General features: G+C 48.2%; 35 protein-coding genes. 32 read left to right on the plus strand and 3 right to left on the minus strand.

The window, feature by feature from the left end:
- Positions 1-25: 25 nt before the first annotated feature.
- A complete protein-coding gene (locus MKY59_RS11380) occupies positions 26-847 on the plus strand; it encodes a hypothetical protein (RefSeq protein WP_339277623.1) in 822 nt (273 codons plus the stop codon).
- A gap of 96 nt (positions 848-943) precedes the next feature.
- Here the strand turns inward: MKY59_RS11380 and MKY59_RS11385 are convergent, their stop codons facing one another.
- Positions 944-1,873 (minus strand): ChbG/HpnK family deacetylase, encoded by a 930-nt coding sequence (locus MKY59_RS11385; RefSeq protein ID WP_339277625.1) that lies wholly within the window; start codon positions 1,871-1,873, stop codon positions 944-946.
- 124 nt (positions 1,874-1,997) lie between these two features.
- On the opposite strand from MKY59_RS11385, the gene MKY59_RS11390 reads away from it, so the two are divergent.
- From MKY59_RS11390 to MKY59_RS11520, 27 genes are all read left to right on the plus strand, one after another.
- Positions 1,998-2,735 carry a GNAT family N-acetyltransferase gene (locus tag MKY59_RS11390; protein WP_339278372.1) on the plus strand — a complete coding sequence of 246 codons (738 nt, stop codon included), beginning with the start codon at positions 1,998-2,000 and terminating at the stop codon, positions 2,733-2,735.
- A 96-nt stretch (positions 2,736-2,831) separates the two neighbouring features.
- Positions 2,832-3,179: a VOC family protein gene (locus MKY59_RS11395; RefSeq protein ID WP_236417307.1), complete on the plus strand. Its 348-nt coding sequence runs from the start codon at positions 2,832-2,834 to the stop codon at positions 3,177-3,179.
- Between the two features lie 36 nt (positions 3,180-3,215).
- Positions 3,216-3,785: a DinB family protein gene (locus MKY59_RS11400; protein ID WP_339277628.1), complete on the plus strand. Its 570-nt coding sequence runs from the start codon at positions 3,216-3,218 to the stop codon at positions 3,783-3,785.
- A complete protein-coding gene (locus MKY59_RS11405; RefSeq protein WP_339277629.1) occupies positions 3,748-4,221 on the plus strand; it encodes a GNAT family N-acetyltransferase in 474 nt (157 codons plus the stop codon). The genes MKY59_RS11400 and MKY59_RS11405 overlap by 38 nt, the downstream gene beginning before the upstream one ends.
- Before the next feature lie 8 nt (positions 4,222-4,229).
- Complete coding sequence (locus MKY59_RS11410; protein ID WP_236417430.1) at positions 4,230-4,457, plus strand: DUF3977 family protein; 228 nt, start codon at positions 4,230-4,232, stop codon at positions 4,455-4,457.
- Between the two features lie 182 nt (positions 4,458-4,639).
- Positions 4,640-5,416 carry a Cof-type HAD-IIB family hydrolase gene (locus MKY59_RS11415; RefSeq protein ID WP_339277631.1) on the plus strand — a complete coding sequence of 259 codons (777 nt, stop codon included), beginning with the start codon at positions 4,640-4,642 and terminating at the stop codon, positions 5,414-5,416.
- Between the two features lie 220 nt (positions 5,417-5,636).
- Positions 5,637-5,918, plus strand: coding sequence for a hypothetical protein (locus tag MKY59_RS11420; RefSeq protein WP_339277632.1), 282 nt, complete (start codon positions 5,637-5,639; stop codon positions 5,916-5,918).
- A gap of 28 nt (positions 5,919-5,946) precedes the next feature.
- Positions 5,947-6,501, plus strand: a complete 555-nt coding sequence (locus tag MKY59_RS11425; RefSeq protein WP_339277634.1) for an HAD-IIIA family hydrolase — start codon at positions 5,947-5,949, stop codon at positions 6,499-6,501.
- Between the two features lie 130 nt (positions 6,502-6,631).
- The gene (locus MKY59_RS11430; RefSeq protein WP_339277636.1) at positions 6,632-7,156 is read left to right on the plus strand and encodes a GNAT family N-acetyltransferase; all 525 of its coding nucleotides are present in this window, start codon (positions 6,632-6,634) and stop codon (positions 7,154-7,156) included.
- A 166-nt stretch (positions 7,157-7,322) separates the two neighbouring features.
- A complete protein-coding gene (locus tag MKY59_RS11435; protein WP_339277638.1) occupies positions 7,323-7,862 on the plus strand; it encodes an AAA family ATPase in 540 nt (179 codons plus the stop codon).
- Positions 7,863-7,881: 19 nt separating this feature from the next.
- On the plus strand, positions 7,882-8,304 hold the full coding sequence (locus MKY59_RS11440; protein ID WP_339277640.1) for a GNAT family N-acetyltransferase: 423 nt from the start codon (positions 7,882-7,884) through the stop codon (positions 8,302-8,304).
- A gap of 84 nt (positions 8,305-8,388) precedes the next feature.
- Positions 8,389-8,883, plus strand: coding sequence for a hypothetical protein (locus MKY59_RS11445; protein ID WP_339277642.1), 495 nt, complete (start codon positions 8,389-8,391; stop codon positions 8,881-8,883).
- 152 nt (positions 8,884-9,035) lie between these two features.
- Entirely contained in the window at positions 9,036-9,590 is a 555-nt protein-coding gene (locus MKY59_RS11450; protein ID WP_339277644.1) for a DNA topology modulation protein, read from the plus strand.
- A 210-nt stretch (positions 9,591-9,800) separates the two neighbouring features.
- The gene (locus MKY59_RS11455) at positions 9,801-10,679 is read left to right on the plus strand and encodes a class I SAM-dependent methyltransferase (protein WP_339277646.1); all 879 of its coding nucleotides are present in this window, start codon (positions 9,801-9,803) and stop codon (positions 10,677-10,679) included.
- A 28-nt stretch (positions 10,680-10,707) separates the two neighbouring features.
- Complete coding sequence (locus MKY59_RS11460) at positions 10,708-11,259, plus strand: hypothetical protein (RefSeq protein WP_339277648.1); 552 nt, start codon at positions 10,708-10,710, stop codon at positions 11,257-11,259.
- A gap of 213 nt (positions 11,260-11,472) precedes the next feature.
- Positions 11,473-12,015, plus strand: a complete 543-nt coding sequence (locus MKY59_RS11465; protein WP_339277650.1) for a GrpB family protein — start codon at positions 11,473-11,475, stop codon at positions 12,013-12,015.
- Positions 12,016-12,093: 78 nt separating this feature from the next.
- On the plus strand, positions 12,094-12,564 hold the full coding sequence (locus tag MKY59_RS11470; protein ID WP_339277651.1) for a hypothetical protein: 471 nt from the start codon (positions 12,094-12,096) through the stop codon (positions 12,562-12,564).
- A 15-nt stretch (positions 12,565-12,579) separates the two neighbouring features.
- On the plus strand, positions 12,580-13,119 hold the full coding sequence (locus MKY59_RS11475; protein ID WP_236417329.1) for a GNAT family protein: 540 nt from the start codon (positions 12,580-12,582) through the stop codon (positions 13,117-13,119).
- 26 nt (positions 13,120-13,145) lie between these two features.
- Complete coding sequence (locus MKY59_RS11480; RefSeq protein ID WP_339277652.1) at positions 13,146-13,556, plus strand: DUF6157 family protein; 411 nt, start codon at positions 13,146-13,148, stop codon at positions 13,554-13,556.
- A gap of 103 nt (positions 13,557-13,659) precedes the next feature.
- Positions 13,660-14,169 carry a hypothetical protein gene (locus tag MKY59_RS11485; RefSeq protein WP_339277654.1) on the plus strand — a complete coding sequence of 170 codons (510 nt, stop codon included), beginning with the start codon at positions 13,660-13,662 and terminating at the stop codon, positions 14,167-14,169.
- A gap of 125 nt (positions 14,170-14,294) precedes the next feature.
- Positions 14,295-14,846, plus strand: coding sequence for a glutathione peroxidase (locus MKY59_RS11490; protein WP_339277656.1), 552 nt, complete (start codon positions 14,295-14,297; stop codon positions 14,844-14,846).
- Positions 14,847-15,002: 156 nt separating this feature from the next.
- Positions 15,003-15,866, plus strand: coding sequence for an AraC family transcriptional regulator (locus tag MKY59_RS11495; protein ID WP_236417337.1), 864 nt, complete (start codon positions 15,003-15,005; stop codon positions 15,864-15,866).
- A 65-nt stretch (positions 15,867-15,931) separates the two neighbouring features.
- Entirely contained in the window at positions 15,932-16,690 is a 759-nt protein-coding gene (locus MKY59_RS11500) for an acyl-ACP thioesterase domain-containing protein (RefSeq protein WP_339277659.1), read from the plus strand.
- 111 nt (positions 16,691-16,801) lie between these two features.
- Entirely contained in the window at positions 16,802-17,041 is a 240-nt protein-coding gene (locus MKY59_RS11505) for a hypothetical protein (protein ID WP_236417341.1), read from the plus strand.
- Between the two features lie 126 nt (positions 17,042-17,167).
- On the plus strand, positions 17,168-17,794 hold the full coding sequence (locus tag MKY59_RS11510; protein WP_236417343.1) for a nitroreductase family protein: 627 nt from the start codon (positions 17,168-17,170) through the stop codon (positions 17,792-17,794).
- Between the two features lie 129 nt (positions 17,795-17,923).
- On the plus strand, positions 17,924-19,564 hold the full coding sequence (locus tag MKY59_RS11515; protein ID WP_339277662.1) for an S-layer homology domain-containing protein: 1,641 nt from the start codon (positions 17,924-17,926) through the stop codon (positions 19,562-19,564).
- Between the two features lie 123 nt (positions 19,565-19,687).
- Positions 19,688-20,656: an NAD(P)/FAD-dependent oxidoreductase gene (locus MKY59_RS11520; RefSeq protein ID WP_339277663.1), complete on the plus strand. Its 969-nt coding sequence runs from the start codon at positions 19,688-19,690 to the stop codon at positions 20,654-20,656.
- A gap of 116 nt (positions 20,657-20,772) precedes the next feature.
- On the opposite strand, the gene MKY59_RS11525 is transcribed toward MKY59_RS11520, so the two are convergent.
- Together MKY59_RS11525 and MKY59_RS11530 are read right to left on the minus strand one after the other, a co-directional pair.
- Positions 20,773-21,330, minus strand: coding sequence for a hypothetical protein (locus MKY59_RS11525; RefSeq protein ID WP_339277664.1), 558 nt, complete (start codon positions 21,328-21,330; stop codon positions 20,773-20,775).
- Between the two features lie 176 nt (positions 21,331-21,506).
- Positions 21,507-21,692 carry a hypothetical protein gene (locus tag MKY59_RS11530; RefSeq protein ID WP_236417347.1) on the minus strand — a complete coding sequence of 62 codons (186 nt, stop codon included), beginning with the start codon at positions 21,690-21,692 and terminating at the stop codon, positions 21,507-21,509.
- 95 nt (positions 21,693-21,787) lie between these two features.
- Between MKY59_RS11530 and MKY59_RS11535 the strand changes: the two genes are divergently transcribed.
- The 4 genes from MKY59_RS11535 (at position 21,788) to MKY59_RS11550 (ending at position 25,014) form a co-directional block, all read left to right on the plus strand.
- Complete coding sequence (locus MKY59_RS11535) at positions 21,788-23,263, plus strand: FAD-binding oxidoreductase (protein WP_339277666.1); 1,476 nt, start codon at positions 21,788-21,790, stop codon at positions 23,261-23,263.
- The gene (locus MKY59_RS11540) at positions 23,260-23,802 is read left to right on the plus strand and encodes an MFS transporter (protein ID WP_236417349.1); all 543 of its coding nucleotides are present in this window, start codon (positions 23,260-23,262) and stop codon (positions 23,800-23,802) included. The genes MKY59_RS11535 and MKY59_RS11540 overlap by 4 nt, the downstream gene beginning before the upstream one ends.
- A gap of 124 nt (positions 23,803-23,926) precedes the next feature.
- Positions 23,927-24,271, plus strand: coding sequence for a DUF3243 domain-containing protein (locus tag MKY59_RS11545; protein WP_236417433.1), 345 nt, complete (start codon positions 23,927-23,929; stop codon positions 24,269-24,271).
- 176 nt (positions 24,272-24,447) lie between these two features.
- The gene (locus MKY59_RS11550; RefSeq protein ID WP_339277668.1) at positions 24,448-25,014 is read left to right on the plus strand and encodes a hypothetical protein; all 567 of its coding nucleotides are present in this window, start codon (positions 24,448-24,450) and stop codon (positions 25,012-25,014) included.
- Positions 25,015-25,019: the final 5 nt, after the last annotated feature.

Consider the following 25,019-nt stretch of genomic DNA (forward strand, 5'->3'; position numbering starts at 1 on the left):
GTATTTTTAGTCAGGAGGAATTCAAATGCGGACACACTTTGGCAAATACGATATACCGCCAACGCTTCAGAAGCTGATTCAATTACAGGAAAGTCTCCAAGACGCTGAACAATTTTTTACGGGATTTCATTTTTATCTAAGTTTAAACGGGTTCAGGTATTTCAACACGCCTTGCGATGTTATTGAGTTTGGAAATATCGGCGCCGATGGCATACATTACGGTTTTCTTACGGATTACGGGACAGTAACGGACCTTGAAGCAGCCCCGATCGTTTGTGTCAGTCCGATGAATTTTGATCGTCCGTCCCGCGTTGTAGCCAACAATTTATCGGAGTTTCTGAACGTTAATCTGAATGACGGAGCATTGTTTTACAATGATTTTGAGAGCGAAGAAAGTTATTTGCTTCAGAAGCGGCAGTGGGCCGAACAAGCGTTGAACTCTCCATATCAGCCTACAGATATTGAAAGGATTACTCGGGAAAGAATTACAATATGGACAGTAAACAATGTACCAACCCCTGCCATTGATAACCCTTATACATATGTTCAGAATGTAAGTCTGGTTCGTCAGAATGAGATTACTCTTCAGACACAGGACGGATTAGGCGTGAAATTTCCTTTTGCTGAAGGAGAAGAACATCTACCATATCGAATCCACGATGTTACGGATCTTGATATGGGTTGGCTTGAGGATTATTTAAATTCAGCTCCCGTAACGTCACGACTTGCATTGATTAGAGATATTCAAAAGAATCACGATATCCGTGACCAAAAAGATCTCCAAGCCATCATTATCCCGGCATTGCATCTGATGAGTCTTGACGATGAGGCTGTTCGAATCATGTAAGAGAATTAAGAATAAAAGATCAAGGGCTCTTCCTGATTGTGCGACATGACAAACAGCCTCTGACGATAAAGTTAGGGGCCGTCTGTTCATACAGGTTTATTTTTTGCTTTTCGTTAGGCGAAAAGAATGACTTCTGTCAAAACTGGAGGAGCCATTTTTTTTGCGCCTGTTCTTAACAAGGATCGATTTTCGTTTCGTGGATCGCTTTGCATGACGTGGCTTTACATGTATACCGGGTGCTCGGAGCGGTTTGTGGATAAGCGGCATTGTTGCTGTTTTCGCTGCGGCAAGCTGGCCGAAATGGATCAAACGAACGCCGTACTTTGCAAGCGCTTGATGAATGCTCCGACTGCGGAAGACGTTTAATTCAAGTTCCCGCCCTTGGGTGTAATTGGATATCTTTCGTGTGGTATCATCGACATAACCGGGATGGCACATGATTTCGGTTGAACCTTTGGGCAGATGGGCAATGGCTCGGATTAAGCGTTTCAAGCTATCTTGTTTGTCGTAGGTGTCAAGTAAAATATAATCTGTTGTCAAAGGCACAGGAGTGGCGGAAACGGCAGAGAGCCGGGATTTGCGCATCGGCACTTGATGGCGTAGGGCAAACGTTGACATCGCTCGATGCACGGCATGATCATGCAAATGCAGATGATGGTGGGAATCGAGGTGGGTCGGTTTCAAACCGGCGGTAACGAACCGTTCCCATTGGGCGGCAAGCTCCAATTCGATCTCGCATTCGTTCCACGATGACATCGTGTGTATACCGTTGAATGTCCCATCTGGCTTTACAAGCGAAGGCACATGCTGTGGATCGGAAATCGGTTTTCCATACGTCAGATTAAAATGCAGGCCGACCCCAAGCTCCGGTAACGTATTAGCCCTGTTCACTGCATCCGGGAAGCCAGGCATGTTGACCATTAACGTTGCGCTGGAAAGCGATCCTGCCCGGTGTGCCTCTTCGATCCCCCGGTTTGTGCCTTCCGACAGGCCGAAATCGTCTGCATTAATAATAAGCCATCTCATTGGCGGCCAACCTCCCAAGGGGTTCGTTTTCCTCCTATATAGATATTTGAAGAAGCGTCCATTGGAAATGGACAGATGCCGATTATGGAATAACCAATCCCATGCAGGAGGTGCAGTAACATTGATGACGCCTCAAGAAATGTTGCACATCGTGCAATCACAGCTTGCTGTCGATCTTCATTGCAGCATTGACGATTTGAATGGGGACAAGGACCACATTATTTATGTGGACGCCCAGGAAAACCCGGGACGCAGGCCGTTTCGGCGAAATGCACGATATTTTGAGATACTGTCAATGGGACAAACGATTATCGTTTCGGCAACGCCGGAGCGCTTGAACATAGCAAAAGCGTATATGGAAGGCAAAACGCGGGATTATATTTTTTCATCGCCTTTTATCAGAGGGTTGTATTTGCATTTTCTTCCCGATCTGAATTCGCTGCAGCGTTTGTCACCCCCGGATTCATTTACATACGAAGTGCTTGGAATGGATGAAGTTTGCGATTTGGCTGGGATGACAGCATTCGATAACGCCGTCATCCATGACCCGACTTGCCCTTATCAAACGGTATTGGCTGTGTTAGCCAAGCATAACGGCTCCATTGTTGGTATAGCGGGAGCAAGCAATTCAGGAGAAAAAATGTGGCAGCTCGGCATCGATGTGCTTCCGGGGTACCGCCGCAATGGGCTTGCTGCCTACCTGGTCAACCGTTTGACGTTCGAGGTGTTAGAACGGGGATGCGTCCCGACATACGATGTCATTGCGAGCAATATCGCTTCACAGCGAGTGGGTGTCCGGGCAGGTTATGTTCCCGCATATGTTACCGATTGGAGATGCGATTTTACGGCGTACGAAGCTTGAGTAAGAGGGCTTACGCCGCCGAAAACAGGGATGTATAATCATGGAAGACGGCTTTGACAATCCAGCCCTATAACGGGCCATTAAGGAGGAATTCCTATGTCTCCCATTCATAATGAGATCGGTGCAGTGTTTATTCCGGTGAAGGATTTGCAGCATTCGCGTGACTGGTATTGCGATATTTTGGGATTGCAGGCAGACGGGGAAATACTGCATGGACATTTGTACATGCTGCCGATGAAAGGACCTGTCCTTATTTTGGATAGCAAAATTTATACGGAGGATCGCGTGTTCAAGACGCCTGCATTTCATTTTAATACCAGTGACATTCAAGCGGCATATGATTATCTCGTTGCCAAGAAGGTTAACATTATGCCGCGGATGGAACCAAATTGGTTGAACTTTGAAGACCCGGATGGGAATCTCTTAATGGTGTGTGAATGTTAATGAGAGGATTTAAATCGGAGTGAGGAGGATTTCAGGATGTTGCACGACTTGCAAGGTGAAGCCGGGATGACGCCGGTAGTGGGCATGTTGTATTCCGCTGTCAAGGAAAATAGCGACCGGTTGCGATCTATCACGGAAGGCATGTCCCAGGAAGAAATCGATTATAGAGGACTCGATGGTCATTATAATAGTGCAGCTCAGTTAATCAAACACATTATGGTTGTAGATTTGAACTGGGTTTACCGGGTAAAAGGAGAACCGCTTCCGTCCTCCCTTCAAAAGCAACATGGTCCTATGATCGACGAAAATAACAGGCTTCCGATGGTTACGGGAGTAGCTTTGGAGGTCCTCTTGGCACAATATGCCGAAGTCATGCTTTGGTTAAAAGAAACATGTGAGAAGCTGGTGGATGCCGATTTAGACAGGGTTGTCACGTTTGGGCATGAGAACGAAAAACAGGCGACGATCCGCTGGGGCCTGTGGCATATGGCAGATCATAACCGGTATCATCAGGCGCACATCAACCAACTTCGGAAATGGTATAAACAATGCAAAGAAGGAGTCTACAATGAGTTTGATTCACATCGTTCCAGTCACCAAAGATAATTGGGAAGAGGCCATGAACATCTCTGTTTATGAAAACCAAAAAGAGTTTGTGCCATCGATTGTGGAATCATTGGCATTTGCCTATATCAAACCTTGGGATGAAGCTTTTGATCCGTATACGTTATTTTGCGAAGGCCAGATGGTCGGTTTCTATTACCTCTCTTACACGCCAGAGAGCAGGGATAATTATTGGATTGGCGGGTTTCAATTGGATCAGCGTCATCAAGGCAAAGGTTTGGGAAAAATAGCATTAAATGAAATGATTAGATTTATTAAAGAAACGCATCCCAAATGCGAGTTGATTTCATTGACCGTTGAAAAGAAAAATGAACACGCCAGGCGACTTTATGAAAGGGCAGGCTTCGTAAGCCAACAAAAGGAAAACGAATTCGGTGAGATCATTTACCAATTGTCATTGAAGGAGAGTACCTTTTGAAGAAATACATGGAGATCGGGTTTGGAAATCGCTGGTTCATTCGAACGGAATTCGAACACGAGGATGGAACGGAGAGCGAACAAAAAGGATTTACCGCTCCTTTTCGCTTAAAGTCCGTATATTTAAGGATATGGATCGGTACGAGCGTGTTGATCATAGATTCCAGAGAAGGCATTAAGCGTGCCCGCAAAAACCGGAAAGCGTTCAAGCTGATCTTGGGGTTTTACGGAATATAAAGCTGAATCTCCGGAAGGAGGGCGAGGTTGACAGGCAAAGAGAATGCTGCCGCAATCCACGTCTATGAAAGCTTGAAGTATATACCCGAAGAAGAGCAGGTGCTGCAAAAAACGCTGTAAAGCTGAGGACACCAACGTGGAACGTGTTATTTATTTGAACTAAAGGAGCTTACTGCATTAGTATGTATAAAATTGTTTTCTTTGATGTAGATGGAACGCTGCTAAGCGAAGTGGATCGAAGTCTGGCAGCGTCAACGAAAGAAGCGGTCACAGCATTAATCGACAATGGCATTGAAGTTGTCATCGCTACAGGCAGGCCCCACAATATGTGCCAACCATTTTTGGAGTTGGGCATAGATAACATCATTTCTGCGAACGGGGCCCTGATCAAATGTAAACATGAAACGATACATCAATCACTGCTTGCACCGGAAACGGTTCGTGAACTATCGGAGTTTGCCAAATTAAATGGCAGCGGCCTTTCCTATTTTACGGATTGTTTGGCCATGAACGGCATGGGCCGTCAAAATGAACGGGTGCAGGAAGCTTTATTTGAAACGTTAGGGCTCACTCAGTATCCTGATGCTATGGGTTCTCTCGTAGACGAAGTATGCTGTATGTGTTTATATGCGGATGAGGATGAAGCGGGGAAGTACGTCGAGCATTTTCCGACCTTAAGGTTCGAACGTTTTCACGGCTACGTGTTGAATGTTTTGGAAGAAACGAAGGTTTGCAAATCAACGGCAATGCGAAAAGTACTGGAGCATTATCAAATTGATGCCTCAGAGTCCATTGCTTTTGGGGACGGTGGCAACGACATGGATATGCTGGCAGCTGCAGGATTGGGGATTGCAATGGGCAACGCGCATGATGCTTTGAAACAGCAGGCGGACTTTATCACTTTAAAGTCAAGTGAAGGCGGGATTGACTACGCATTACGCAAATTCGGCGTCATATAAACCATGTCGCGCTGAACCATGAGTGTCTCAAATACGCGAACAGAGAATAAAGATGATCGTGGGTTGGCTTAAACGTCCTCCTTACACTTTGACCGTGGGAAGCGAGGGATCATTCATTATGGTTGTGCAAGTCGCCTCATTCATCTTTTCGATCCTTATTGGGATCGTGATTTTGTTTCAATTGGCATTGGCTCTCGGTATGCCTTGGGGAGAGTGCGCCATGGGAGGCAAGTTTCCCGGAAAACTGCCGCCACCGATGCGCTTCGCAGCAGTCATACAAATGTTTGTCCTCGGCTTCATTGGCTCCATCGTACTTAGCAAGGCGGGATTATGGCTGCCGGAATGGTCTGATTTCTCGGAAACGGCTGTGTGGTTTGTTATCGCGTTTTGCACCTTGTCAACGTTTCTGAACATCATCACAACCAGCGTATGGGAACGAAGGATATGGGCACCCGTAGCGATGCTGCTGCTTGTCACAAGCTTGATTGTAGCCGTTTTTTAATTCAATAAAATGATGCAGGAGGAGTATGATGCAGGGGATCCAAGCTGCTTTTATCGACCGAGACGGCACGATCGGCGGGACAGGTCATTTTGTTCATCCCACGGAATTCAGCCTGTTTGATGGGGCCCAGGGTGCCATTAACATGCTGAAACAAGCTGGAATCAAAGTATTTGCGTTTACGAATCAGCATCGGATTTCGCGCGGTCAAGCCAAGCTCGAGGAGTTTAGAACGCAATTCGAGCAGTATGGCTTCGACGATGCCTTCATCTGTCCTCACGGTGCTCAGGATCAGTGCGATTGCAAGAAACCGAAACCAAGCATGCTCAAGGAAGCGGCGGTTAAATATGGCCTTGATCTGTCAAAGTGCGTGGTGATCGGAGATGTCGGCGATACGGATATGCTGGCAGCCCATGCGGTTGGCGCAATCAAGGTGTTGGTCAAAACGGGTTGGGGTGAATCATCGCTGTTGGAATACAGGCACCGATGGAACGAGGTTGAACCGGATTATATTGCCGAAAACATTCATGACGCGGCAGCATGGATTCTCCGCAGCCTTCCAAGGAGAATTTCTCCCAATGGATAAATGGTCTGGAGATTTTAACAATATGGGGGAATCAAGGGATGAAGGACATCGATTTCTCGAATTATTTTTGGCAAGATGATGAGATTCGCTTGAGAAGCAGAGGCACAGCAGGCGTGAGGGGAAGAAGAACATGAACAACGGAGTCATCGAATTCCCGCGTCTGGAAACGGAAAGATTGATGATGAGAGAGCTGACGCTTCAAGATGCAGCGTCCATATTGAACCATTTCACTGATCCGGAAGTCATAAAGTTTATGGATATCGAAGCATGTAAGGACATCGCGGAAGCCGAGGAAATCATTGCTTTTCACATCAACGATTCGGGTTGCCGGTACGGTCTGTTCAGCAAAGAAAAGGATGAGCTGCTTGGTACGTGCGGTTATCATTGCTGGATGGCGAACCAGGATGGGACAAGGGCCGAGATCGGGTTCGATCTGGCGCCTCGTTATTGGGGGAAAGGCATCATGCAAGAGGCTTTGCGTGAACTGATTCCGATGGGGTTTGATCTCATGCAGCTGCAATATATCGAGGCAACAACGGAACAAAAAAATGACCAATCGCAGAAGTTGCTAACCAGGTTGGGATTTAAGCAGGAGCCTTTTCTCAAAGACAACTTACTCTATTTTACGTTAAGGCGAGAACAGTACGAAGTATAACCTTGTCCAGCTCAATACCGTAGACTCTCTACTTGTATATTTTCAAAGAGAGTCTTTTTTTGTTGTCGTCATTGTTGCGGCAATAGGATTAAAATCCTTGTATGTTATTGATCATAAAGGTAAAATATAGATGTTTTCGCTAAATCGGAGGTACGGGAGTGTTGGCATGATTATCATGATTAATGGGGCTTTCGGTTCCGGCAAAACTTCGGCGGCAGCGCAGCTGCAGCCTAGAATCGCGAACAGCATGATTTTTGACCCGGAGGAAGTCGGTTATATGCTCAGAAAGCTTATACCGGAAGAGCAGCGGCTTATGGAAGAACGTACGGATGATTTTCAGGATATCGAGCTTTGGAGAGTATTGACGGTACAGACGGCAAGGGAAATCCGGCGTAAATACGGCAAACACTTGATCGTGCCAATGACGATCTATAAAGAAGCTAACTTCCATTACATTTCCAATGGGTTCAAAGAATTCGATGCGGATGTATATCATTTCTCGCTGATTGCTTCGGAAGAAACGATTCACCAACGTTTGGCGAAACGGGGAGATGCACTTGGAGGTTGGACGTATCAACAGGCACCGAAATGTTTGAAGGCGCTTGGTGAACCACAATTTGCGGAGCATATCATTACGGATTCGTTGGACACTGGGGATATCGTAAATATCATTTTGGAGCGCGTGGGAGACAAAGCAGAACGGTAAACGAAGGAGGTGGGCCAGGTTGTTTAAAGCTACTACTCATATTGTAAAAGGAACAAGCGAGGAAGCCCGTTTCGTGAGAAACAAGCTGATCGAATTTAATTCAAAGCATATTCCTGACGGGAGATATGAGGAAGTTTGCTTATGCGTGAAGGATAACAAAGGCGAAATCATAGCCGGACTTAACGGTTCCATTTGCTGGAACTGGATGGAGATTGACTTCTTATGGGTGGATGAGAGTTTTCGGGGACAGGGACTTGGCCAAAAATTGCTGGAGGAAGCCGAACGGCGGGCTGCAGCCGAACAGTGCACTTTCATTCAACTGAATACGTTTAGTTTTCAAGCACCGGGGTTTTATGAGAAAAATGGATTTGCGGCAATAGCCGTAATCGAAAATGCACCGCGAGACCACAAACACTATTATTTCATTAAATATTTGAGATAAGAAGTAAGCGGTTACGTATTTGAAGCAAGTTGATTATTAAACGTTATCTTCTTCAATATGTTCTTATTTTAAAGGGGGAATCCAATGAAAGTTGCACTGCATGCCAATGAACTGGAAAGCGTAGAGCTTAGCTGGTTATGTATTAAACCGATGCTGCACGCGGTACGCGGGAAAGATATGCAAACCAAGCTGGAGATGTATCATCAATTAAGTGAAGCCCAGAAAGGCTTGTACTTATTTTATTCCTACCATAACCACACGGATACGAGCATGGAGTTTTATTGGTTCTCTGCCCACCATATCAATGAGCTGAAATCCTGGGAATGGATCAGGCAAGCCGTGCTGTTTTTTAAAGCAGATGCCTTGATTGAAGTGTTGGATGAGATCCAGCGATTCATACAGAAACGGAGCATGCTGAACAAGACGATCAGCCCAATGGATCTAGAGAGGGACTCTTTTCTCTTGAATGAAGTGAACCAATTACACGAGAAGTATAGTCGATGTTCGGCACTCGCCATACAACAAATGAATGAGTACATATTGGATCATCGGGCGGAATTTTTGGAACCGGATTTGTGAAGATGTGTTTAATGGATAAACCGATTGGTTTGCCAGAGCTGGTTTTTGGCTGGATGAGTTCAGATGTCGCTGGATGCAGAGAACGAAATCGTACACTTTTTACATACAGCCCATGAGGTACAAAAATTCACGTTGTCACCGAGGTGAGCGATATGAAAATCATGGTCATTGGTTCCAGCGGATCGGGGAAGTCGACGTTTTCTCGGGAACTGGGGAAAGGATTGGGTTTGCCCGTACATCACTTGGACCTGTATTACTGGAAGCCTGGCTGGGTTGAAACGCCCCGAGAAGAATGGGAAGAGTTCAACAAACAATTGGTTGCCAAAGAAAACTGGATTATCGACGGGCATTTTGGAAGAACGATGGATATCCGGATGAAAGCGGCAGATGTCATCGTTTTCTTTGATTTGTCGCCGATCGTCACAACCTATCGCGTCATTAAACGCAGAATTCAATATCATGGCAAAACGAGACCTGACTTGAACGAGGGTTGTCCTGAATCCATTGATTGGCCTTTTATCAAGAACGGGTGGAATTTTCGCAGAGACAAACGACCCGCCATTATCGAAAAATTAAAACAACAACCTTCAAACAAATGCGTGATGATCATTGGCAGCTTGAACCAAGCAAAAACGGTATTGAGCGAGATCCATAGGAAGGGGGACCGCTATTTCGAACAATATCGGAATGATGCGGTGAAAGGATAACTGGAAATCGTACGATAGTTTGTCGCAAGGGATTTTTGATTTGGGTCTATAGAGCTTAGCGGTTTATTTCTCAGGAAATATTTCGGCTATATAGGTTGAACTAGACATTTACACGATAACGGAGAGGGCAGAAAGAATCTGGAGAAGCGGAGCGTTCGCCTAAAAAGAACAAAGATAAGGCATGTTGCAAATCATAGGAGGAAACGAATCATGACCGAGTATTACTGGGATACCAAGATCGAATATTTGAGGAACACGCGCTGGCTGTACTACAATGACGATTATCTGGAATTTTTGGTGAAAAGCGTATGGAAAATCGATAAACCGGTTAACATCGTAGATTTTGGATGCGGTTACGGTTATCTCGGTTTGAAGCTTCTTCCGCTTATGCCGCAAGGAAGCACGTATACCGGCATGGACAAAGGAACAGAACTGATTCGCGAGGCTGAGGAAATTTACTCGCATTTAGACTATGATGCAACGTTTATAACGTGTGATATCGATGAAGTGCAGCTGGAGCCAAAGTACGATATTGCCGTAAGCCATGCGTTTTTGTTACATATGACCGAACCTGCTAGGATTGTTCGCAAAATGATGGACAGCGTACGGAATCACGGAAAATTGATTTGCTTCGAACCACACTGGATCGGCAATATGGCCAATTGTTATATGGACGGCGTAGATCAGAGCAGCATCGTTCGTTTAGGCGTTCTGCAAAAGTTGTATGAAGAAGACGAACGGCGCACGCTCAAGGGTGGAAATATCGGCATGGCTCTGCCAGTGATGTTAAGTCAGCTTGGGTTAAAGAAGGTGGAGTGCCGAGTCAGCGACAAAGTAAACTTTTTGGATCAAAACATGGATGCGGACCGTAAAGAACTTCTTTTTCAAGCGCTGCGTGAAGAAGGATTGGGACAGGATCCCGGGGAACTGGATCAGGTCGTGAACAATCTGCTTGCCAGGGGATTAAATGAACATGAGGCCAGAGAGGAATACGAGTCGGAAGCTAACTTTGGGAGGACATTCAATGCGGATTCGTGGCTGACATATGCACCTAATTTCAAAATCTCCTTTGGTACGGTGGAACGTTGACTAACAATTAAAAAAGGATTTGGCATTCATGAAAAAAATTCTAATCATCGGCATCGTTGCCAGTGGAAAAACAACATTAGCCAGAACATTGTCGCAGCACATAAACATCCCTTGGCATGAATTGGATGCCATCGTCCACCACCAGACGGAAAGTGGAAGGATCAAGAGAACGCCGGAAGAACAGATGAACGTCATTCATGATATTAACAAACAGGGAACATGGATTTTGGAAGGAACGGATCGTGCCTCCTATCAGTCACTGTATGATATGGCGGACACGATCGTTTTTTTGGATCCCCCGTTGTGGAAACGGAAAATCAGGATTTTCCTCCGCTTCGCGAAGCAAAGGTTCGGGATCGAGAAAGCAAACTACACTCCCGATCTGACGATGCTGAGAATGATGTACAGATGGACAAGAGAATTCGAGCAAAACCGCGACAGCTTCGAAACCAAACTGAAACGATACAAGAACAAGCTGGTGAGATTGCGTGATAATACGGACTTGGCTTGGGTTGCTCAGCGGCGACAATGCACAGGGGCGGTTGGGGCAGAGCGGCAGGAGACTGCGGCAGGAGATTAATGGGGAGGAACGAAATGAAAATTGAAGGGGACCGTGTGACTCTCTGCCAAATGACCAAAAAGATTTGGATTTGCGAGTGAATTGGAGTGTTATACAAATCTTTCGCTTCAGCATTCATTTTCCCGTGTATAATGGTGTAAATATATGATTTCTTGTACCATGAGTGCGCTTTCGCGTAAGCTTGGGCAAGATCGGGAGACGGGAGGCCAGGATGTGCAGGAGGCCATTATAGTGGTGCCCCATGATCCTTGCTGGGCAAACGAGTTTATGGAAATAGGCAGGCGGATCAGCGCAAGCATGGGGGAAAGTGCCATCCGGATCGATCATATCGGTTCTACTTCAATACCTGGCCTGGATGCCAAGCCGATCATTGATATTCAGATTTCGGTGCGTTCGTTGGATAAGCTGGATTGGAAACCTTTTTTAGAGCAGCTTGGGTACATGCATCGGGAGAATAATCCGGATCAAACGAAGCGTTATTTTCGGGAAAGCGGCAGTATGAGAAGAACGCATATCCATGTTCGAAAAGCAGGCAGCTGGTCAGAGCAGTTTGCACTGCTGTTTCGGGATTATTTGCGGGTACACCCGGAAGACAGCCAATGCTATGCTCGGGAAAAATACAGGTTAAGCGAATTATACCGTCATGAACGGGAGCGATACGTCACGGCAAAAGAACCGATCATCTGGGAGATCATACGCAAAGCAAGCTTATGGAGCCAGCAGACAGGCTGGGAGCCTGGAACAACGGATATCTAGCTTGACGCCCTCTCTTCGTATACTGTCTAAACTGGGGCCTATTGGAATTAAGCGAAAACGGGATTGGAGGTGCAAAATTTGATTCATCCTGTATTGCTGAGGGAAGATATGTTAACGGGATTTCGGGAAAATGTGGCGAATCATGCTTACCATCACGTCGTTCGGGAGGGAACGTTTTATCCGGATTGTGTAAGCCAAAGGTTTACTGTCCCGGAAGCCGATCAACTGGTTGAACGTTTCGCGAACTGTGATTTTCCAATCATATGTCATGCCGGCAGCAAGAGTACCGAGAAGTTTTTTGATTATCATATCGCTTTGCGTTATGGAAAAGGCAGCAGAGAAGCGTACGTTTACGAAATGATTGTGCGTGAAGATCGGGACGACAATGTTATTCGGGGCCTTCAAATGGCCTTTTATTATTTGACGTTGGACCGTTTCGGCCTCGAAAGCATTGTTGTTGCTTGCCCGGCCACGGAGCTTGAGGCCATGAATGATATTCGCGTGGAGGCGGTGCAAGCGAACATCAGCCGATTGACGAAAAATAGTTGAAAAGGAAGAGATGCAATGATCAGACTCGAATATTTTACGACGAACGATATAACCCAATTGATCGAATGGAGCGGAGACGAAGCCTTTTTGCTGCAATGGGCCGGACCGCAGTTTCAATATCCGCTAACGGAAGAGCAGCTGCTGACTTACATGCAGGGCGCCAATGACTTTCAAGAGTCCGACAAGCTGATTTATAAAGTAGTGGACTCCGAAACAGGAGATACCATTGGGCATATTTCGCTCGGGGCCATCGATCGCTATAACCGTTCGGCTCGAATCGGCAAAGTGCTGATCGGCGGATCTTCCGCCAGAGGCAAAGGATTCGGAGTGCAGATGATCACGGAAGCATTACGCATCGGGTTCGACGAGCTGGGACTGCATCGCATCAGCCTTGGCGTATTCGATTTTAATCATAGCGCCATCAAGTGTTATGAGCGGGCAGGCTTCACGAAAGAAGGGCTGATTCGCGATGCAAGAAGGCATCATAACGAATACTGGAGTCTATGGGAAATGGGTATCCTTGAGCAGGAGTGGAGAGAGCGAAAACGTCCATAAGGTCCATAAGGGAGGGGATTTTAAGGATGAAAGATATGAACGAATACAATACGTTTATCGGCGTAGCCGAAGACTGTCCCGTTGCCGCAGCAGAAATTCCGCAGGCCAAAAAAGGCAGCAAAACCGTTCCGGTGCTCCACTACGAAATCATGGCCAATCATCCGTACGAGTATACGCAGATGGACGTTTTGTTCGAGGTTCATGCCCGGCGTAACGGGATTCCTGAAGCAGACCGGCAGGAGGAACGCGAAAGGTTCTTTTCCAAAGGCCAGCCCTGCCTGCGGACCTCTTCATTGGGCAAACGATACGGATGGGGCATACATCATAACGAACAAGGAAAGTTGGCCCTATACGCCATCGAATCAGACGAGTACCAAAGCCTGATTAACGATCCATCCCTTAAGCAGGTCAAGGCCATGCGTTCCCGTCGGGGGTAGTTCACGACCGTGCAATGAAACTCATCCCATCATTCCGTCTGGGAGGCGAATTCATAATAACTTTTATTGGATTTTGGAGGGTAGGGGGCAGATTTTTATACGCATGAAGAGGTACAAGCATAACCGGGAGCGAATACTCAGCACTATTATTGTATTTTCAATTGCTTTGCCATTTTTTTTAGCCAACATGTTTTTTGGATTTTTCCCTGCATGGTTTTACACACGTCTATTTGGAATTGCATTTGGAATAGTGTTCACGGTTTCGGGCTTATTTCTCTCACTGAGACAAATAGGTAATAAATTTAAAAGAGTCTGCTGTAGAGTTCTGTTCGTTGTTGTAGGGGTCGTGGTAATTATACTAATGTATCCGGAGGCGTCTGCAGGTGTACTGGACTTGAAGGCATATTATTTGAAGGACTACAAAACAACCACAGGTGTTCCGGATTACATTGGTTCTATGGGCAAAAAGATGAGGCAACAGACCATTGAATTAAATAATATTGAATTGATCAACACAAAGAGCGATAGTTCCTTGCATGACCGGACGAAGGTCTTAGAGATCACATATTTGCCACACAGCAAGTTTGTTATTAACATTAAAGTAGTAGAGTGACATTCTGACAGAATGATAAGTACCTCGTTTTATCTTAACCAATACAAGAGGATAGATTTCGTATATAATGGATGCACACTAGATGTTGAAACAAATCAACTTACATAAAATCGCGAGGTGCACCTATGGCAACCATTTATGACTTCAGCGTTACCAAAACGAGCGGAGAACGGTTCCCGCTCTATCAATACGAGGGCAAGCCCGTCCTGATCGTCAACACGGCAAGCAAATGCAAATATACACACCAGTTCGACGACATGCAGAAGCTGTACGACAAGTACAAGGACCAAGGGCTGCAGATCATCGGTTTTCCATGCAACCAATTTGCGGAGCAGGAGCCGGGAACAAGCGAGGAGGCGGCATCCTTCTGCCAGATCAATTATGGCGTCAAATTCCCGATGTTCGCGAAGATCGACGTGAATGGGGAGACGGCACACCCGTTGTACGATTTTCTCAAAAAGGCAGGTCCCTTTGCCGGATTCGACGAATCGGACATCCAGGCGAAGCTGCTGAAGCTGATGGTTGCCGACAAGGCGCCGGAATGGCTGCTTGGCGATGCCATCAAATGGAATTTCACCAAATTCCTGATCGATGCCGAAGGACGCGTCATTAAACGATTCGAGCCTATAGCCACGATGGACGAGATCGAATCCAGCATTGAACGGGTTTTGCCGTAACCGGATACCGCCACGAAGGAGCTGCGGGAAATTAGCTGTACTTTATTTCGTCGCAGTCTCCAAAAATAGGGCCATGATATGCACCGTTATGCGGATGACGTCTCATGGTCTTTATTTCTGGCAACGGTCCCATCCTTCCAGCAGGAGGTGTTCTGCATGCCGCGCATACTGAAAATCGGAGCTTCGCTGCAATACAATTACCGTTCCACCACGGCATATTTGCCGGTCGAAGACGGATTTCACTCGCATCCCCAATACGAGGTATACTATTTCCACGCAGGGGAGTGCACATACATTATCGGAGACCGCGTGTATGTTTTGGCGCCGGGCGATCTGGTGCTCATGCACGGCATGACGCTGCATCGTCCGCATCCAATGCCGGATACGACCTATGAACGGACGACGCTGCATTTCGACCCATCCGTCATTCGCGGCAGCTTGCATCCGGATCGGGCCTTTGAGGTGCTTCAACCTTTTGAGGAACTCGGCAATTGCCGCCTGAACCTGCAAGGCGAAGAACGCACGGAATTTGAAGGGCTGTTGTTTGAATTTCATCGAATGTTGTCAGGTAAGGGCAGCTTCCGACAGGAACGATTGAACATTCGGCTCTGCGATCTGTTGTATTTTGTGGCCGACCTTTGCCGAAGCAGTCTGAAGGAGCACCGTCCTTCTTCGGAAAAGGAAAAGCACGTCCAGCACATCCTGCGTTACATTGACATCCATTACATGGACGATATCGGCCTGGATGATCTGGCGGGCGAATTGCATCTGTCCAAGCCTTATCTGGCAGGACTGTTCAAAGAGATGACGGGCAGCACCGTCTTCAAATACGTGTTCGATCGCCGCATCAATCAGGCAAAGCTGCTTTTTCAGCTTGACCCCGAAATTAGCGTTACGGAGGTAAGTCGTTTATCCGGCTTCAAACGGTTGTCCCATTTCAGCCGGATGTTCAAACAATCGGTGGGCTGCACGCCCGATCTGTACCGCACTCGCATCCAAGGCGGTCAAGATATGGCGTGATTTGCTGATCGGGACAAGGCGGACATCCGAACACGCAACATTAAATCGTAAAAGGAGGGAGCTCCGTGCCAACGGAATCATTGTACACCCGCGCATACCGGATCGGCTCAGCCGATTCGGATTACATGTCGCTCTATCGTCCATCGGCGCTGCTCGAACATATGCAGTTGGCCGCAGACGGGGATCTCTCTTCCATGGGCATCACCGTGTCCGAAATGCTGGCGCAGGGTCTGGGCTGGATGCTGCTGACCACGGATCTGACGATACTTCGTCCGGCGCGGCTGGAGGAAGAGGTTTCGCTTCAGACTTGGCATAAAGGCAATAAAGGGGTGATGTGGCTGCGGGATTTTGTGTTGTCCGACAACCAGGAAAACGTCATTGCGGAAGCACGCACCACTTGGGCGCTGGTCGATTTGCAGAAACGAAAGCTGCTGCGTCCAACGGCGCTGCCCTTCGAAGTTCGATCGCATCCCGCCCGATCGCTTGGCGACATTCCTGCGAAGGTATCATTGCCGGATTCTCTGCAAACATGGGAAGCCGATCGATTTAAGGTTCGATATAGCAGCACGGACAGCAACGGTCATATGAACAATGCCCGTTATGCTGATCTTTGTTGCGATACGCTCACGACGGAAGAGCTGGAAACCGGAATCCGACGTTTGCAAATATCGTACCATCGCGAGGTGCGCATGCATGAACAAGTCGTCGTGGAACGAAGCGCCTTTGTGGATAACGGCATTTGGGTTCGAGGAATGGCTCCGGAAGATCGCGGTACGATTTTCGAAGCCCGACTGACCTTAAACGAAGCAGACACGAGTCGTTAATACCATTTGCCGGAACCGAGCCATTCGCATATGCGGATGGCTTATTTGCCGTGTTTAGATCGCGGAAAGAAAAGGTAAAGAATGGGTAACACTTTAGAGGAGGCGTTTCGCATGAAGCATGAACCATCGAAATTACGGCAGGAATCCCCGCAGCAGGCTAACCATGATAATCCCGAGCAGTTCCCGACGGAGGAACGACATATGCTGGACCGGTTCGAGGAGGAGCAGACGGTAGACCCAATCCCCCTTGAGGATCTGAACATGGAGCAGCAGGAGGAACAGGACAAGGACGCGACCAAGGCCAATTCGTCTACCGAAGAGAAATACCGCGCGGATTATCGCAAGCGATAATGGTTATAATCCAGAAGGTAATCCATTGAATGCAACTCGATGTAACATTGGATTTAAATCCAAGGTAAAATAATATAGCTTATTGACTAACGTTCGTTACTATATTATAGTTACCAAGAGAGCATAATGAAAATTTTGGGAGGCGAATGGAAAGTGACCACGTTTATTGACGCTTTGAAAAAAAGAAGATCGTTTTATGGCATTAGCAAAGAATCCACCATTTCGGATGCACGAATTCAGGAAATCGTTGAAGAAGCCGTGAAATACACGCCAACTTCGTTCAACTCTCAGACGTCCCGCGCAGTTGTGCTGCTCGGTGAGCAGCATGATAAATTGTGGAACCATACGGAAGAAATTTTGCGCGAAGTAGTCGGCAACGAAGAAGCATTCCAATCGACTGCGGAGAAAATGGCCTCGTTCCGCGCAGGATACGGTACCGTACTGTACTTCGAGGACAACAATGTCATCGCTCAGCTTCAACAAAACTTCGCCTCTTATGCGGACAATTTTCCGATTTGGGCGAACCAATCCAACGGCATGCTTCAACTGGTGATCTGGACGGCGTTGGAAGAAGAAGGACTCGGCGCCAGCTTGCAGCACTACAACCCGCTGATCGACGAAAAGGTTAAACAAGAATGGAACATTCCGGAGCATTGGAGACTGATCGCGCAAATGCCGTTTGGCAAACCGACAGCTACCCCTGGCGATAAAGAGTTCCAACCGATCGAAGAGCGCGTAAAAGTATACAACTAAGCCACGGATGAAGCCGCTAACGGCTTTGGCGCGGATTTGAATCATTACCAACATTTACACACATACGGCCTCGCTTCAATCTGATACGATGATACAAGATCGTAAACCATTGAAGCGAGGCTTTTGCATGTGAACGAACAACCGATAAAGCAAGTCCGGCGATGGACCCGGACGGCGATAGCCCTGCTGGGCGTATTTTCCATGTCCATATCCACTTTTACGGGTTGGGCACCGAGCGTGCAAGCTGCGGCTGCCAAGACCTTTTTTACGGATACTGCCAACAGCTATGCGAAGGAAGCGATCGATTTGCTCGTAAGCGAAGGCATTGCGACAGGCACATCCAGCACGCGTTTTGAACCGAAAAAAGCGGTCAGCCGCGCGGAGTTTGCCGCATTTGCAGTTCGCTTGCTCGGGTTGGAGCCCGTGAGCAACGACATTAACCCTTACAGCGATATCAGCAAAAGCGCATGGTACTACGGCAGCGTGGCCGCCATGACGAATTTGTCCATATTGGAAGGAAAAGGACAAGGGACTTTTCAGCCCGGTGCTTCCATTACCCGCGAAGAAGCGGCGGCATTGCTGTCCAGAATGCTTAAACGGCAGTCCACGTCCAGCGCTTCGCTGAATGCGCTATACAAGGATGCTGCGAGCATTTCCGATTGGGCGCGGCCCTATGTGCAAAATGTTTATGTGCTGGGATTGATGCAAGGCAGCGACGGCTTGTTCCGTCCGAAGGACAAGGTTACCAGGGAAGAGGCGGCGATGATGCTGTCCGCCGTATTGCAGAAGCCGGTGTGGTACAGCCAATTGAAGGGTACCGTCTCGGAGGGCATTCAATTGGGGTGGCAATATGATTCCACAACGTCCGAATTCAAGCAGCAAGTCGCCCGATCTCCCGTCAACACGCTGGTTCCGCGATGGTTTTTCCTGAATGGCAGCATGCAGCTGACCAATCAGACGGATTCCTCGCTTTTGAATTGGGCAGAGGCAACGGGACGCCAGGTATGGCCGCTGCTCGGCAACCGTTCGAATGCAGCGTTAACCCATCAGATGCTGTCCAGCGCGACCAACCGGAATTTCGTGATTTCCCAAATTACGGCGTACGTGAAACAATACGGTTTGGAAGGCATCAACGTTGATTTTGAAAATGTGCTGCCCGAAGACCGTGCCAACATGACCGTATTTATTACTGCGTTAACCGCTTCGCTGCACGCGGCAGGAGCTGTCGTTTCTGTTGACGTTTCCCCTGACCTGGGCACGGATTGGACAGAAGCTTTCGATTATGCCGCTTTGGGCGAAGTCGCCGATTACATGATCCTGATGGGTTATGAAGAGCATTGGAACGGTTCTCCCAACGCTGGCTCCGTGGCCTCGCTGTCCTGGCTCGAACAGGCATTGGACACGATGCTTTCGCAGATGGACAGCGCCAAAATCATTGTGGCATTGCCGCTTTATACGCGAGATTGGTCACTGCTTACGCCTGCCACGGGTTCATGGGACATCACGCTTGGCGAACAAGGTAGCAGGTCGCGTACCGCAGGCACGACGAAACATTGGGATGACGACGTTTGGCAATATGTGCTCAAATATGTCGCAAACGGCACGTCCAGGGCGATCTGGGCGGAAGAGGCGCGTTCCCTTTCGGTCAAAACCGGCATGATCAGCGAGCGCGGCATTGCGGGTTTGGCGTATTGGTACATGGGCGGGGAAACCGAGGATGTATGGAAGGCCATCTCCAATGCAATTCGCTTCGAATCCTATCGGTTCTAATCCATATTCATTCATAAAAGCGATGAAGCAACCTGAACGAACCTTGAATCATCGGGGCGTTTGGGTTGTTTTCGTTTGGTGTAAAATATATAACAGCGTGCAGAGTGATTGGAGGAGAGAATCATGCGGGATGCGGATTGCATCATCGTGGGTGGCGGCATTGCAGGATTGCAGGCAGCCATACAATTGGGACGGTACAGCGTCCATAAAGTGTTGGTCGTGGATGACGGCCAAGGGCGTTCATCGCGCTGCCGTTCTTATCATAACATCATTGGTTTTCCCGAAGGTGTCTCGGGCGCCGAATTAAGAGCCAAAGGCAGAATGCAGGCGGAACGGACAGGCGTTCTTTTCGAACAGGACCGCATTGTCCGCGCCGAACGGCGAGGGGAACGGATATGGCTTGCAGGTTCTGCGGGACGCCAATACACGGCCTCTGCCGTGCTGCTTGCCACAGGCCTTTCGGACCGGATACCCGACATTTCCGGAATCACGGCCACGCTGGGCAAGTCGGTGTATGTCTGCCCGGACTGCGACGGATACGAAATACAGAACCGCCGAACGATTCTGATGGGATCCGGGGAGCCCGGGGCGAGCATGGCGTTGACGCTCATTGAGCGTACGCGCGAGCTGATGTATATTAACCATGAACAGCTGCCGATCTCCGCTGAATTGCATCGGAGCATGAAGCAGGCTGGCGTTCGATACCTGGAGGCTGCGGTAAAGGAGGTTCGGCATGCGGGAGATGGATGGATTCAAGGCGTGGTGACGGAGGACGGGCAGCATTTTGACGCAGAGCGCGGTTTTGTCGCCTTCGGCGGCAATCAGGTTCACTCCGGTCTGGCCCGCCAATTGGGTGCGAAAATCGCGGACAACGATCATGTCCATGCTGACCCGAGGAGCATGCAAGCTGCGCCGCAGGTGTGGATTGCAGGGGACCTCGGCATCCATGCGGAACAGGCTACCGTTGCGATGGGCGAAGGCGCCATTGCAGCCATCTGGATTCACAAAGCGTTGAAGCAGCTGCGGCAGCAGGAGCAGCAGGAGCTCCAGTCGAAAATGGCGGATGTCCCGGCACGCGCAAAATTCGATTGACAAGCGGCGAGGGTTTCCGGGTACAGCGTTCGTGACATTGAACATTAAATAGGATGGGTGCGAAACCCATCCTTTTTTACGATTTGTTAGACACGCAGCAGTTACAAAGAATGAAATTACGGTATTTGTCCGGCTGCGATATATTTATCTTTTGTAGCGTTCCATGTGTATGTGGCTGCCGCCAAATTCCATCCGCCCTCGGGCAGGTACTTTTTCCAGGATTGCTTGATCTTCCCGTCTTTTTGGATAGCAACCCCTTGATCTCCCATCACAGAGAGCTTTTTCTGCAAGGTGCCATTTTTATATTTATAGGCGTACAGTTGCGTGTTAGACGGAAAGTAACCAAATGTAACGGCTACATGTTTTTCTTTTTTAGAAGCTTGATAGATATGTATACTCGGGGATTCAAATTCTTCGTCACCAACAATACCGGTATCGATTAGCACGACCGTTCCCTTGGCGTTGACGAGATAAAAGTTGCCGGATGCCGTCAGCATAAAATGCTCTTTTTTATTGTCCCCGTTCAAATCTGCGGATTTTAACAGGGTCACTGTTTCACTAGGATATTTCTTTTTCAGTAACGCTTTTGGATCCGTGGCCGCTTCTGCATTCAATGGTGCGAGTGTCAGCCATGCAACGAGGATGGTACAACATAGAACGATCATTTTTCTCAAGATACTCTTCCTTCCTGTTTATCATCTTCGAACATTCTATCAGAACGATGGCGTTTTATCCATTTCAATTGAATGTCTAACCGATCGTCATGCAAAAGCTAAAACCAAAAAGCCCTCCCCATTCGGAGGGAAGGCGACATTAATAGATTTTTATATACGTGTTACCGTAATTATACTTATTGTTTTTCTTTGGAATGGCCTTTTTTACGGTTTGCTCCCGAGATGTTGTCCATAATCTCTCCAACCGCATCCTCGATCATATCCGTAGGTCCCGGATTGTAGTCGTCAGGGTCGGACATCTCGTTGACATTAGGCTTCAGCTCCCATTCGTGCTTGTTATGTTCTTTTTCATGGTTGCTCACTATGCATCCCCTCCTCATTTTGGTTAATCTAGGTATTCCTTAACATCTCCAGCCGTTGTAATCTATATGTATAAACATTAACCATGGTTGTTGCTTTGAAACGTTGGGAAAAGGGAGGAGGGGACGCCCTGAAGAAAACGATCGCCCTTTTGCTGCTCGTATTCCTGTGCGTTTGGACCTATTGGCGGACAGATGGCGATGATCAAAATCCGTTTCTCATTACGGACTATAGCCGCCTGCATCCTGTCAAAGTGGAACGCGTTGTGTCAGGACGGGAGGAGCAGCAGTTGATCCAACTCGTCCGCGAAGCGAAGGAACGGAATTTGACGATATCCATTGCAGGGCAGCGTCATAGCCAAGGAGGGCACACCTATTACGAGGACGGCATCGTCATTGACATGTCCGCATACAATAAAGTGTTGGAGGTTGATCCCGAGGCCCGCACCATTCGCGTTCAAGCCGGAGCTACCTGGGCAGACGTTCAGCAGGCCATTCATCCGTACGGCCTTTCGGTCAAGAACATGCAGTCGCAAAACATTTTTACCGTCGGTGGCTCAATCAGCGTGAATGCGCATGGGCGCGATCTCCGTAACGGGTCGTTGATTCAGAGCGTGCAATCTTTTCGGCTGCTTACGGCGGATGGCCGGGTCAGGGATGTCAGCCGAGCCAATAACGCCGAGTTGTTTCCGCTGGCGCTGGGAGGGTACGGTTTGTTTGGCCTGATCCTCGATGTGACCTTAAGCCTGACTGATGATGAGGTTCTACAATTGACGACGGACCGTTTGCAGGCCGAAGAATACCCCGATTATTTCCGTCGCCAAGTGCTGGGGGACGAGCGTGTACGTTTGCATTTGGCCAGATTGTCGTTGCAGCCAGGTGAAGGATATTTCAGCGAGATGTATGCTCTCAATTACGTTACCGATCCTGAAGCGGACTTGAACGATTATCGTCGCCTTGAAGGCCGCGAGCAAGGGGTGCTTCCTGCCAAAATTCTGTTTAACCTGAATCGCGAATTTGCATGGGGACGGGCCTGGTTCTGGCCGCTGCAGCAGCGGTATTTCGAAGCGCAGGAAGGCAAGCGGTTAAGCCGAAACAATGCGATGGCTTCCGAATCGGCGTTTATGGAATACCATCAGCCAGGGGAGAATGATCTGCTGCAGGAATATTTCATCCCTGTAGATGCTTTTCCGGCATTTGTGCGGGAGATGGGGGAGATCGTTGCAGGAGAAAACCTGGATTTGCTGAACGTCACGGTACGTTACGTTGGAAAAGATGACGAAGCTGTGCTGTCCTACGCGACCGAAGACATGTTCGGACTCGTATGCCTTTTCCATGCCTCGCTTTCGAAGGAGGAGCAGGACCGCTTTCAATCAGGTCTTCGGAAAATCATTGATGCGGCAATCCGGCATGATGGCACATATTATTTGCCTTATTATGCTTACCCGTCATCATCCCAATTTAGGCGAGCCTATACGCGGAGCGGCGAATTTTTTGCGGCCAAGGACCGATATGATCCGCAGCATGTGTTTATGAATTATTTTATGGAACAGTACGGAGGAGAACACCAATGAACAATATCAGATGGCTGGTCCGTTCGCAGAGCATCGTCACGCTGGCGTCCGGCATGATCTATCCCTATTATCTCCTCTTTCTCAAAAATCTCGGCAACAGCTACTCCAAGTACGGATTGGCTTTTGCCGTGTTTACGATCAGTTCGGCTGCCGCTTCGCAGTGGCTCGCTCCGCGAATGGATCGACAGGCCAGGCAGATGCTGGCGGTCAGTGCCTTCGGCATGGCCGCAGCGATGCTTGCATTTCCTTGGGTAGGCTCGTATATTTGGGTATTGTTGCTTCAGATGTTGATGGGGCTGTGCAATGCCATGCAGCGCATGAGCGAGCGGGTACTGCTCGCGGACTACACGGAACCGGGTCGACGGGGGCACGCTGTAGGACATTATCACTTTTGGACCGCGGCCGCTTCGGGATTTGCCGTTATTCTGGGAGGTATGCTCATTGATTGGCTGACGATTGATGTTTTGTTTTATCTGAGCGCTCTTTTGTATGTGATGTCCGGCATAGCGGTATGGCGCGCAAGCCAACCATCCGTGTAAATAAATGGGCAAAATTCGAAATCGCCTGATCGAACCAAAGCTTTCTGATTAATCTTCGCCAAGACGTTTATATTAACGGTATGGGCAAGACCAAATCCGACAAGCTTAGGAGGAATCAACCATGATGAATGAAGACAATCATGTTATTCGCAAAGACGGCCAGGTGGAACTGGGACAAGTAGAGGATGCCGTAAACCGGATTGCTCCGGAACAACGCGAGCAGATTCTGCACAATTTCGAAACTTTTAAGGAGTATCTTGCTAAACGCATTGCCGTAGGCGAAGCGATTGGCCTCGGGGAAGAACAGATGGCTCGCATCGCGGAGAAGGTTGCCGATTATCTTGCGGCCAACGAGGAACCGCGCAATAGCGAAGAGAAGCTCCTTCAGGAGCTTTGGAGCGTAGGCCGCGAAGAGGAACAGCATATGCTTGCACACATGCTGGTTCGTCTGGCCCAACGGGCACATTGACACATTAATCATTAATCGGGAGATTTCTTAAGGAACCCTGGGATTCAATCAAGCACGCCCGGGGTTCCTTGTTCATGGAAGCCGGATTGTAACCATTTTTCAACTTATATGATACTTTTGATCTTTATAACTGAAGTATGATGTAGGAAGTAAAGTGATTAAGGGGAGATGCTGCTATGAAGAACGCGGCAAAACAATGGAAATTTCGGTGGATTGGCGCAGGCGTTGCTTTGCTGGGCATCATGGTGATTGCTGCATATTTATGGACTCCGGCCAAAGCGGAGGGAATCACGGCAACATCGCTTTCCACCGCAAAGGAAACGTTGGCAACCAATTCGGAGACGTACACCGCTTACGTCGATGGCATACAACAGGAGAACGGCAAGCTGTTCCTGATCGTAGACAAAATCGGCTGGTACCAAGGCGAAGAGGCTGACACCATATTCGAGCAGCGCAACCCCGATTCGGGATTGGATGGAGCTCCGGATGGTTATTATATTGTGAATGACAGCAAAGAACAGGAAAAGGTTGAAGTTCAAGCAGATGCCGAAGTGCTGATGCAGCTGTATGACCGGGACGGTACATATGCCGGAGCGGACATTCAGTGGAACGAACCTGTGACTTTGAATAAATTCGAATCGTTGTATGACAACAAAACCATCGTGGATCTGTCCATGTTTCCGTATCATCTGACGGTGAAGGATGGACAAGTGATCAAAATCGTACAGCAATATATTCCATAATATAC

The organism is Paenibacillus sp. FSL W8-0426 (assembly GCF_037969725.1).
GTDB classification, from domain to species: Bacteria; Bacillota; Bacilli; order Paenibacillales; family Paenibacillaceae; genus Paenibacillus; species Paenibacillus hubeiensis.

What these genes read in the sequence shown, in the direction of transcription:
- MKY59_RS11380 (WP_339277623.1), top strand. Translation starts at nt 26, where the DNA reads ATGCGGACACACTTTGGCAAATACGATATACCGCCAACGCTTCAGAAG.
- MKY59_RS11385 (WP_339277625.1), bottom strand. Translation starts at nt 1,873, where the DNA reads ATGAGATGGCTTATTATTAATGCAGACGATTTCGGCCTGTCGGAAGGC.
- MKY59_RS11390 (WP_339278372.1), top strand. Translation starts at nt 1,998, where the DNA reads ATGACGCCTCAAGAAATGTTGCACATCGTGCAATCACAGCTTGCTGTC.
- MKY59_RS11395 (WP_236417307.1), top strand. Translation starts at nt 2,832, where the DNA reads ATGTCTCCCATTCATAATGAGATCGGTGCAGTGTTTATTCCGGTGAAG.
- MKY59_RS11400 (WP_339277628.1), top strand. Translation starts at nt 3,216, where the DNA reads ATGTTGCACGACTTGCAAGGTGAAGCCGGGATGACGCCGGTAGTGGGC.
- MKY59_RS11405 (WP_339277629.1), top strand. Translation starts at nt 3,748, where the DNA reads ATGAGTTTGATTCACATCGTTCCAGTCACCAAAGATAATTGGGAAGAG.
- MKY59_RS11410 (WP_236417430.1), top strand. Translation starts at nt 4,230, where the DNA reads ATGGAGATCGGGTTTGGAAATCGCTGGTTCATTCGAACGGAATTCGAA.
- MKY59_RS11415 (WP_339277631.1), top strand. Translation starts at nt 4,640, where the DNA reads ATGTATAAAATTGTTTTCTTTGATGTAGATGGAACGCTGCTAAGCGAA.
- MKY59_RS11420 (WP_339277632.1), top strand. Translation starts at nt 5,637, where the DNA reads ATGGGAGGCAAGTTTCCCGGAAAACTGCCGCCACCGATGCGCTTCGCA.
- MKY59_RS11425 (WP_339277634.1), top strand. Translation starts at nt 5,947, where the DNA reads ATGCAGGGGATCCAAGCTGCTTTTATCGACCGAGACGGCACGATCGGC.
- MKY59_RS11430 (WP_339277636.1), top strand. Translation starts at nt 6,632, where the DNA reads ATGAACAACGGAGTCATCGAATTCCCGCGTCTGGAAACGGAAAGATTG.
- MKY59_RS11435 (WP_339277638.1), top strand. Translation starts at nt 7,323, where the DNA reads ATGATTATCATGATTAATGGGGCTTTCGGTTCCGGCAAAACTTCGGCG.
- MKY59_RS11445 (WP_339277642.1), top strand. Translation starts at nt 8,389, where the DNA reads ATGAAAGTTGCACTGCATGCCAATGAACTGGAAAGCGTAGAGCTTAGC.
- MKY59_RS11450 (WP_339277644.1), top strand. Translation starts at nt 9,036, where the DNA reads ATGAAAATCATGGTCATTGGTTCCAGCGGATCGGGGAAGTCGACGTTT.
- MKY59_RS11455 (WP_339277646.1), top strand. Translation starts at nt 9,801, where the DNA reads ATGACCGAGTATTACTGGGATACCAAGATCGAATATTTGAGGAACACG.
- MKY59_RS11460 (WP_339277648.1), top strand. Translation starts at nt 10,708, where the DNA reads ATGAAAAAAATTCTAATCATCGGCATCGTTGCCAGTGGAAAAACAACA.
- MKY59_RS11475 (WP_236417329.1), top strand. Translation starts at nt 12,580, where the DNA reads ATGATCAGACTCGAATATTTTACGACGAACGATATAACCCAATTGATC.
- MKY59_RS11480 (WP_339277652.1), top strand. Translation starts at nt 13,146, where the DNA reads ATGAAAGATATGAACGAATACAATACGTTTATCGGCGTAGCCGAAGAC.
- MKY59_RS11485 (WP_339277654.1), top strand. Translation starts at nt 13,660, where the DNA reads ATGAAGAGGTACAAGCATAACCGGGAGCGAATACTCAGCACTATTATT.
- MKY59_RS11490 (WP_339277656.1), top strand. Translation starts at nt 14,295, where the DNA reads ATGGCAACCATTTATGACTTCAGCGTTACCAAAACGAGCGGAGAACGG.
- MKY59_RS11495 (WP_236417337.1), top strand. Translation starts at nt 15,003, where the DNA reads ATGCCGCGCATACTGAAAATCGGAGCTTCGCTGCAATACAATTACCGT.
- MKY59_RS11505 (WP_236417341.1), top strand. Translation starts at nt 16,802, where the DNA reads ATGAAGCATGAACCATCGAAATTACGGCAGGAATCCCCGCAGCAGGCT.
- MKY59_RS11510 (WP_236417343.1), top strand. Translation starts at nt 17,168, where the DNA reads ATGAAAATTTTGGGAGGCGAATGGAAAGTGACCACGTTTATTGACGCT.
- MKY59_RS11520 (WP_339277663.1), top strand. Translation starts at nt 19,688, where the DNA reads ATGCGGGATGCGGATTGCATCATCGTGGGTGGCGGCATTGCAGGATTG.
- MKY59_RS11540 (WP_236417349.1), top strand. Translation starts at nt 23,260, where the DNA reads ATGAACAATATCAGATGGCTGGTCCGTTCGCAGAGCATCGTCACGCTG.
- MKY59_RS11545 (WP_236417433.1), top strand. Translation starts at nt 23,927, where the DNA reads ATGAATGAAGACAATCATGTTATTCGCAAAGACGGCCAGGTGGAACTG.
- MKY59_RS11550 (WP_339277668.1), top strand. Translation starts at nt 24,448, where the DNA reads ATGAAGAACGCGGCAAAACAATGGAAATTTCGGTGGATTGGCGCAGGC.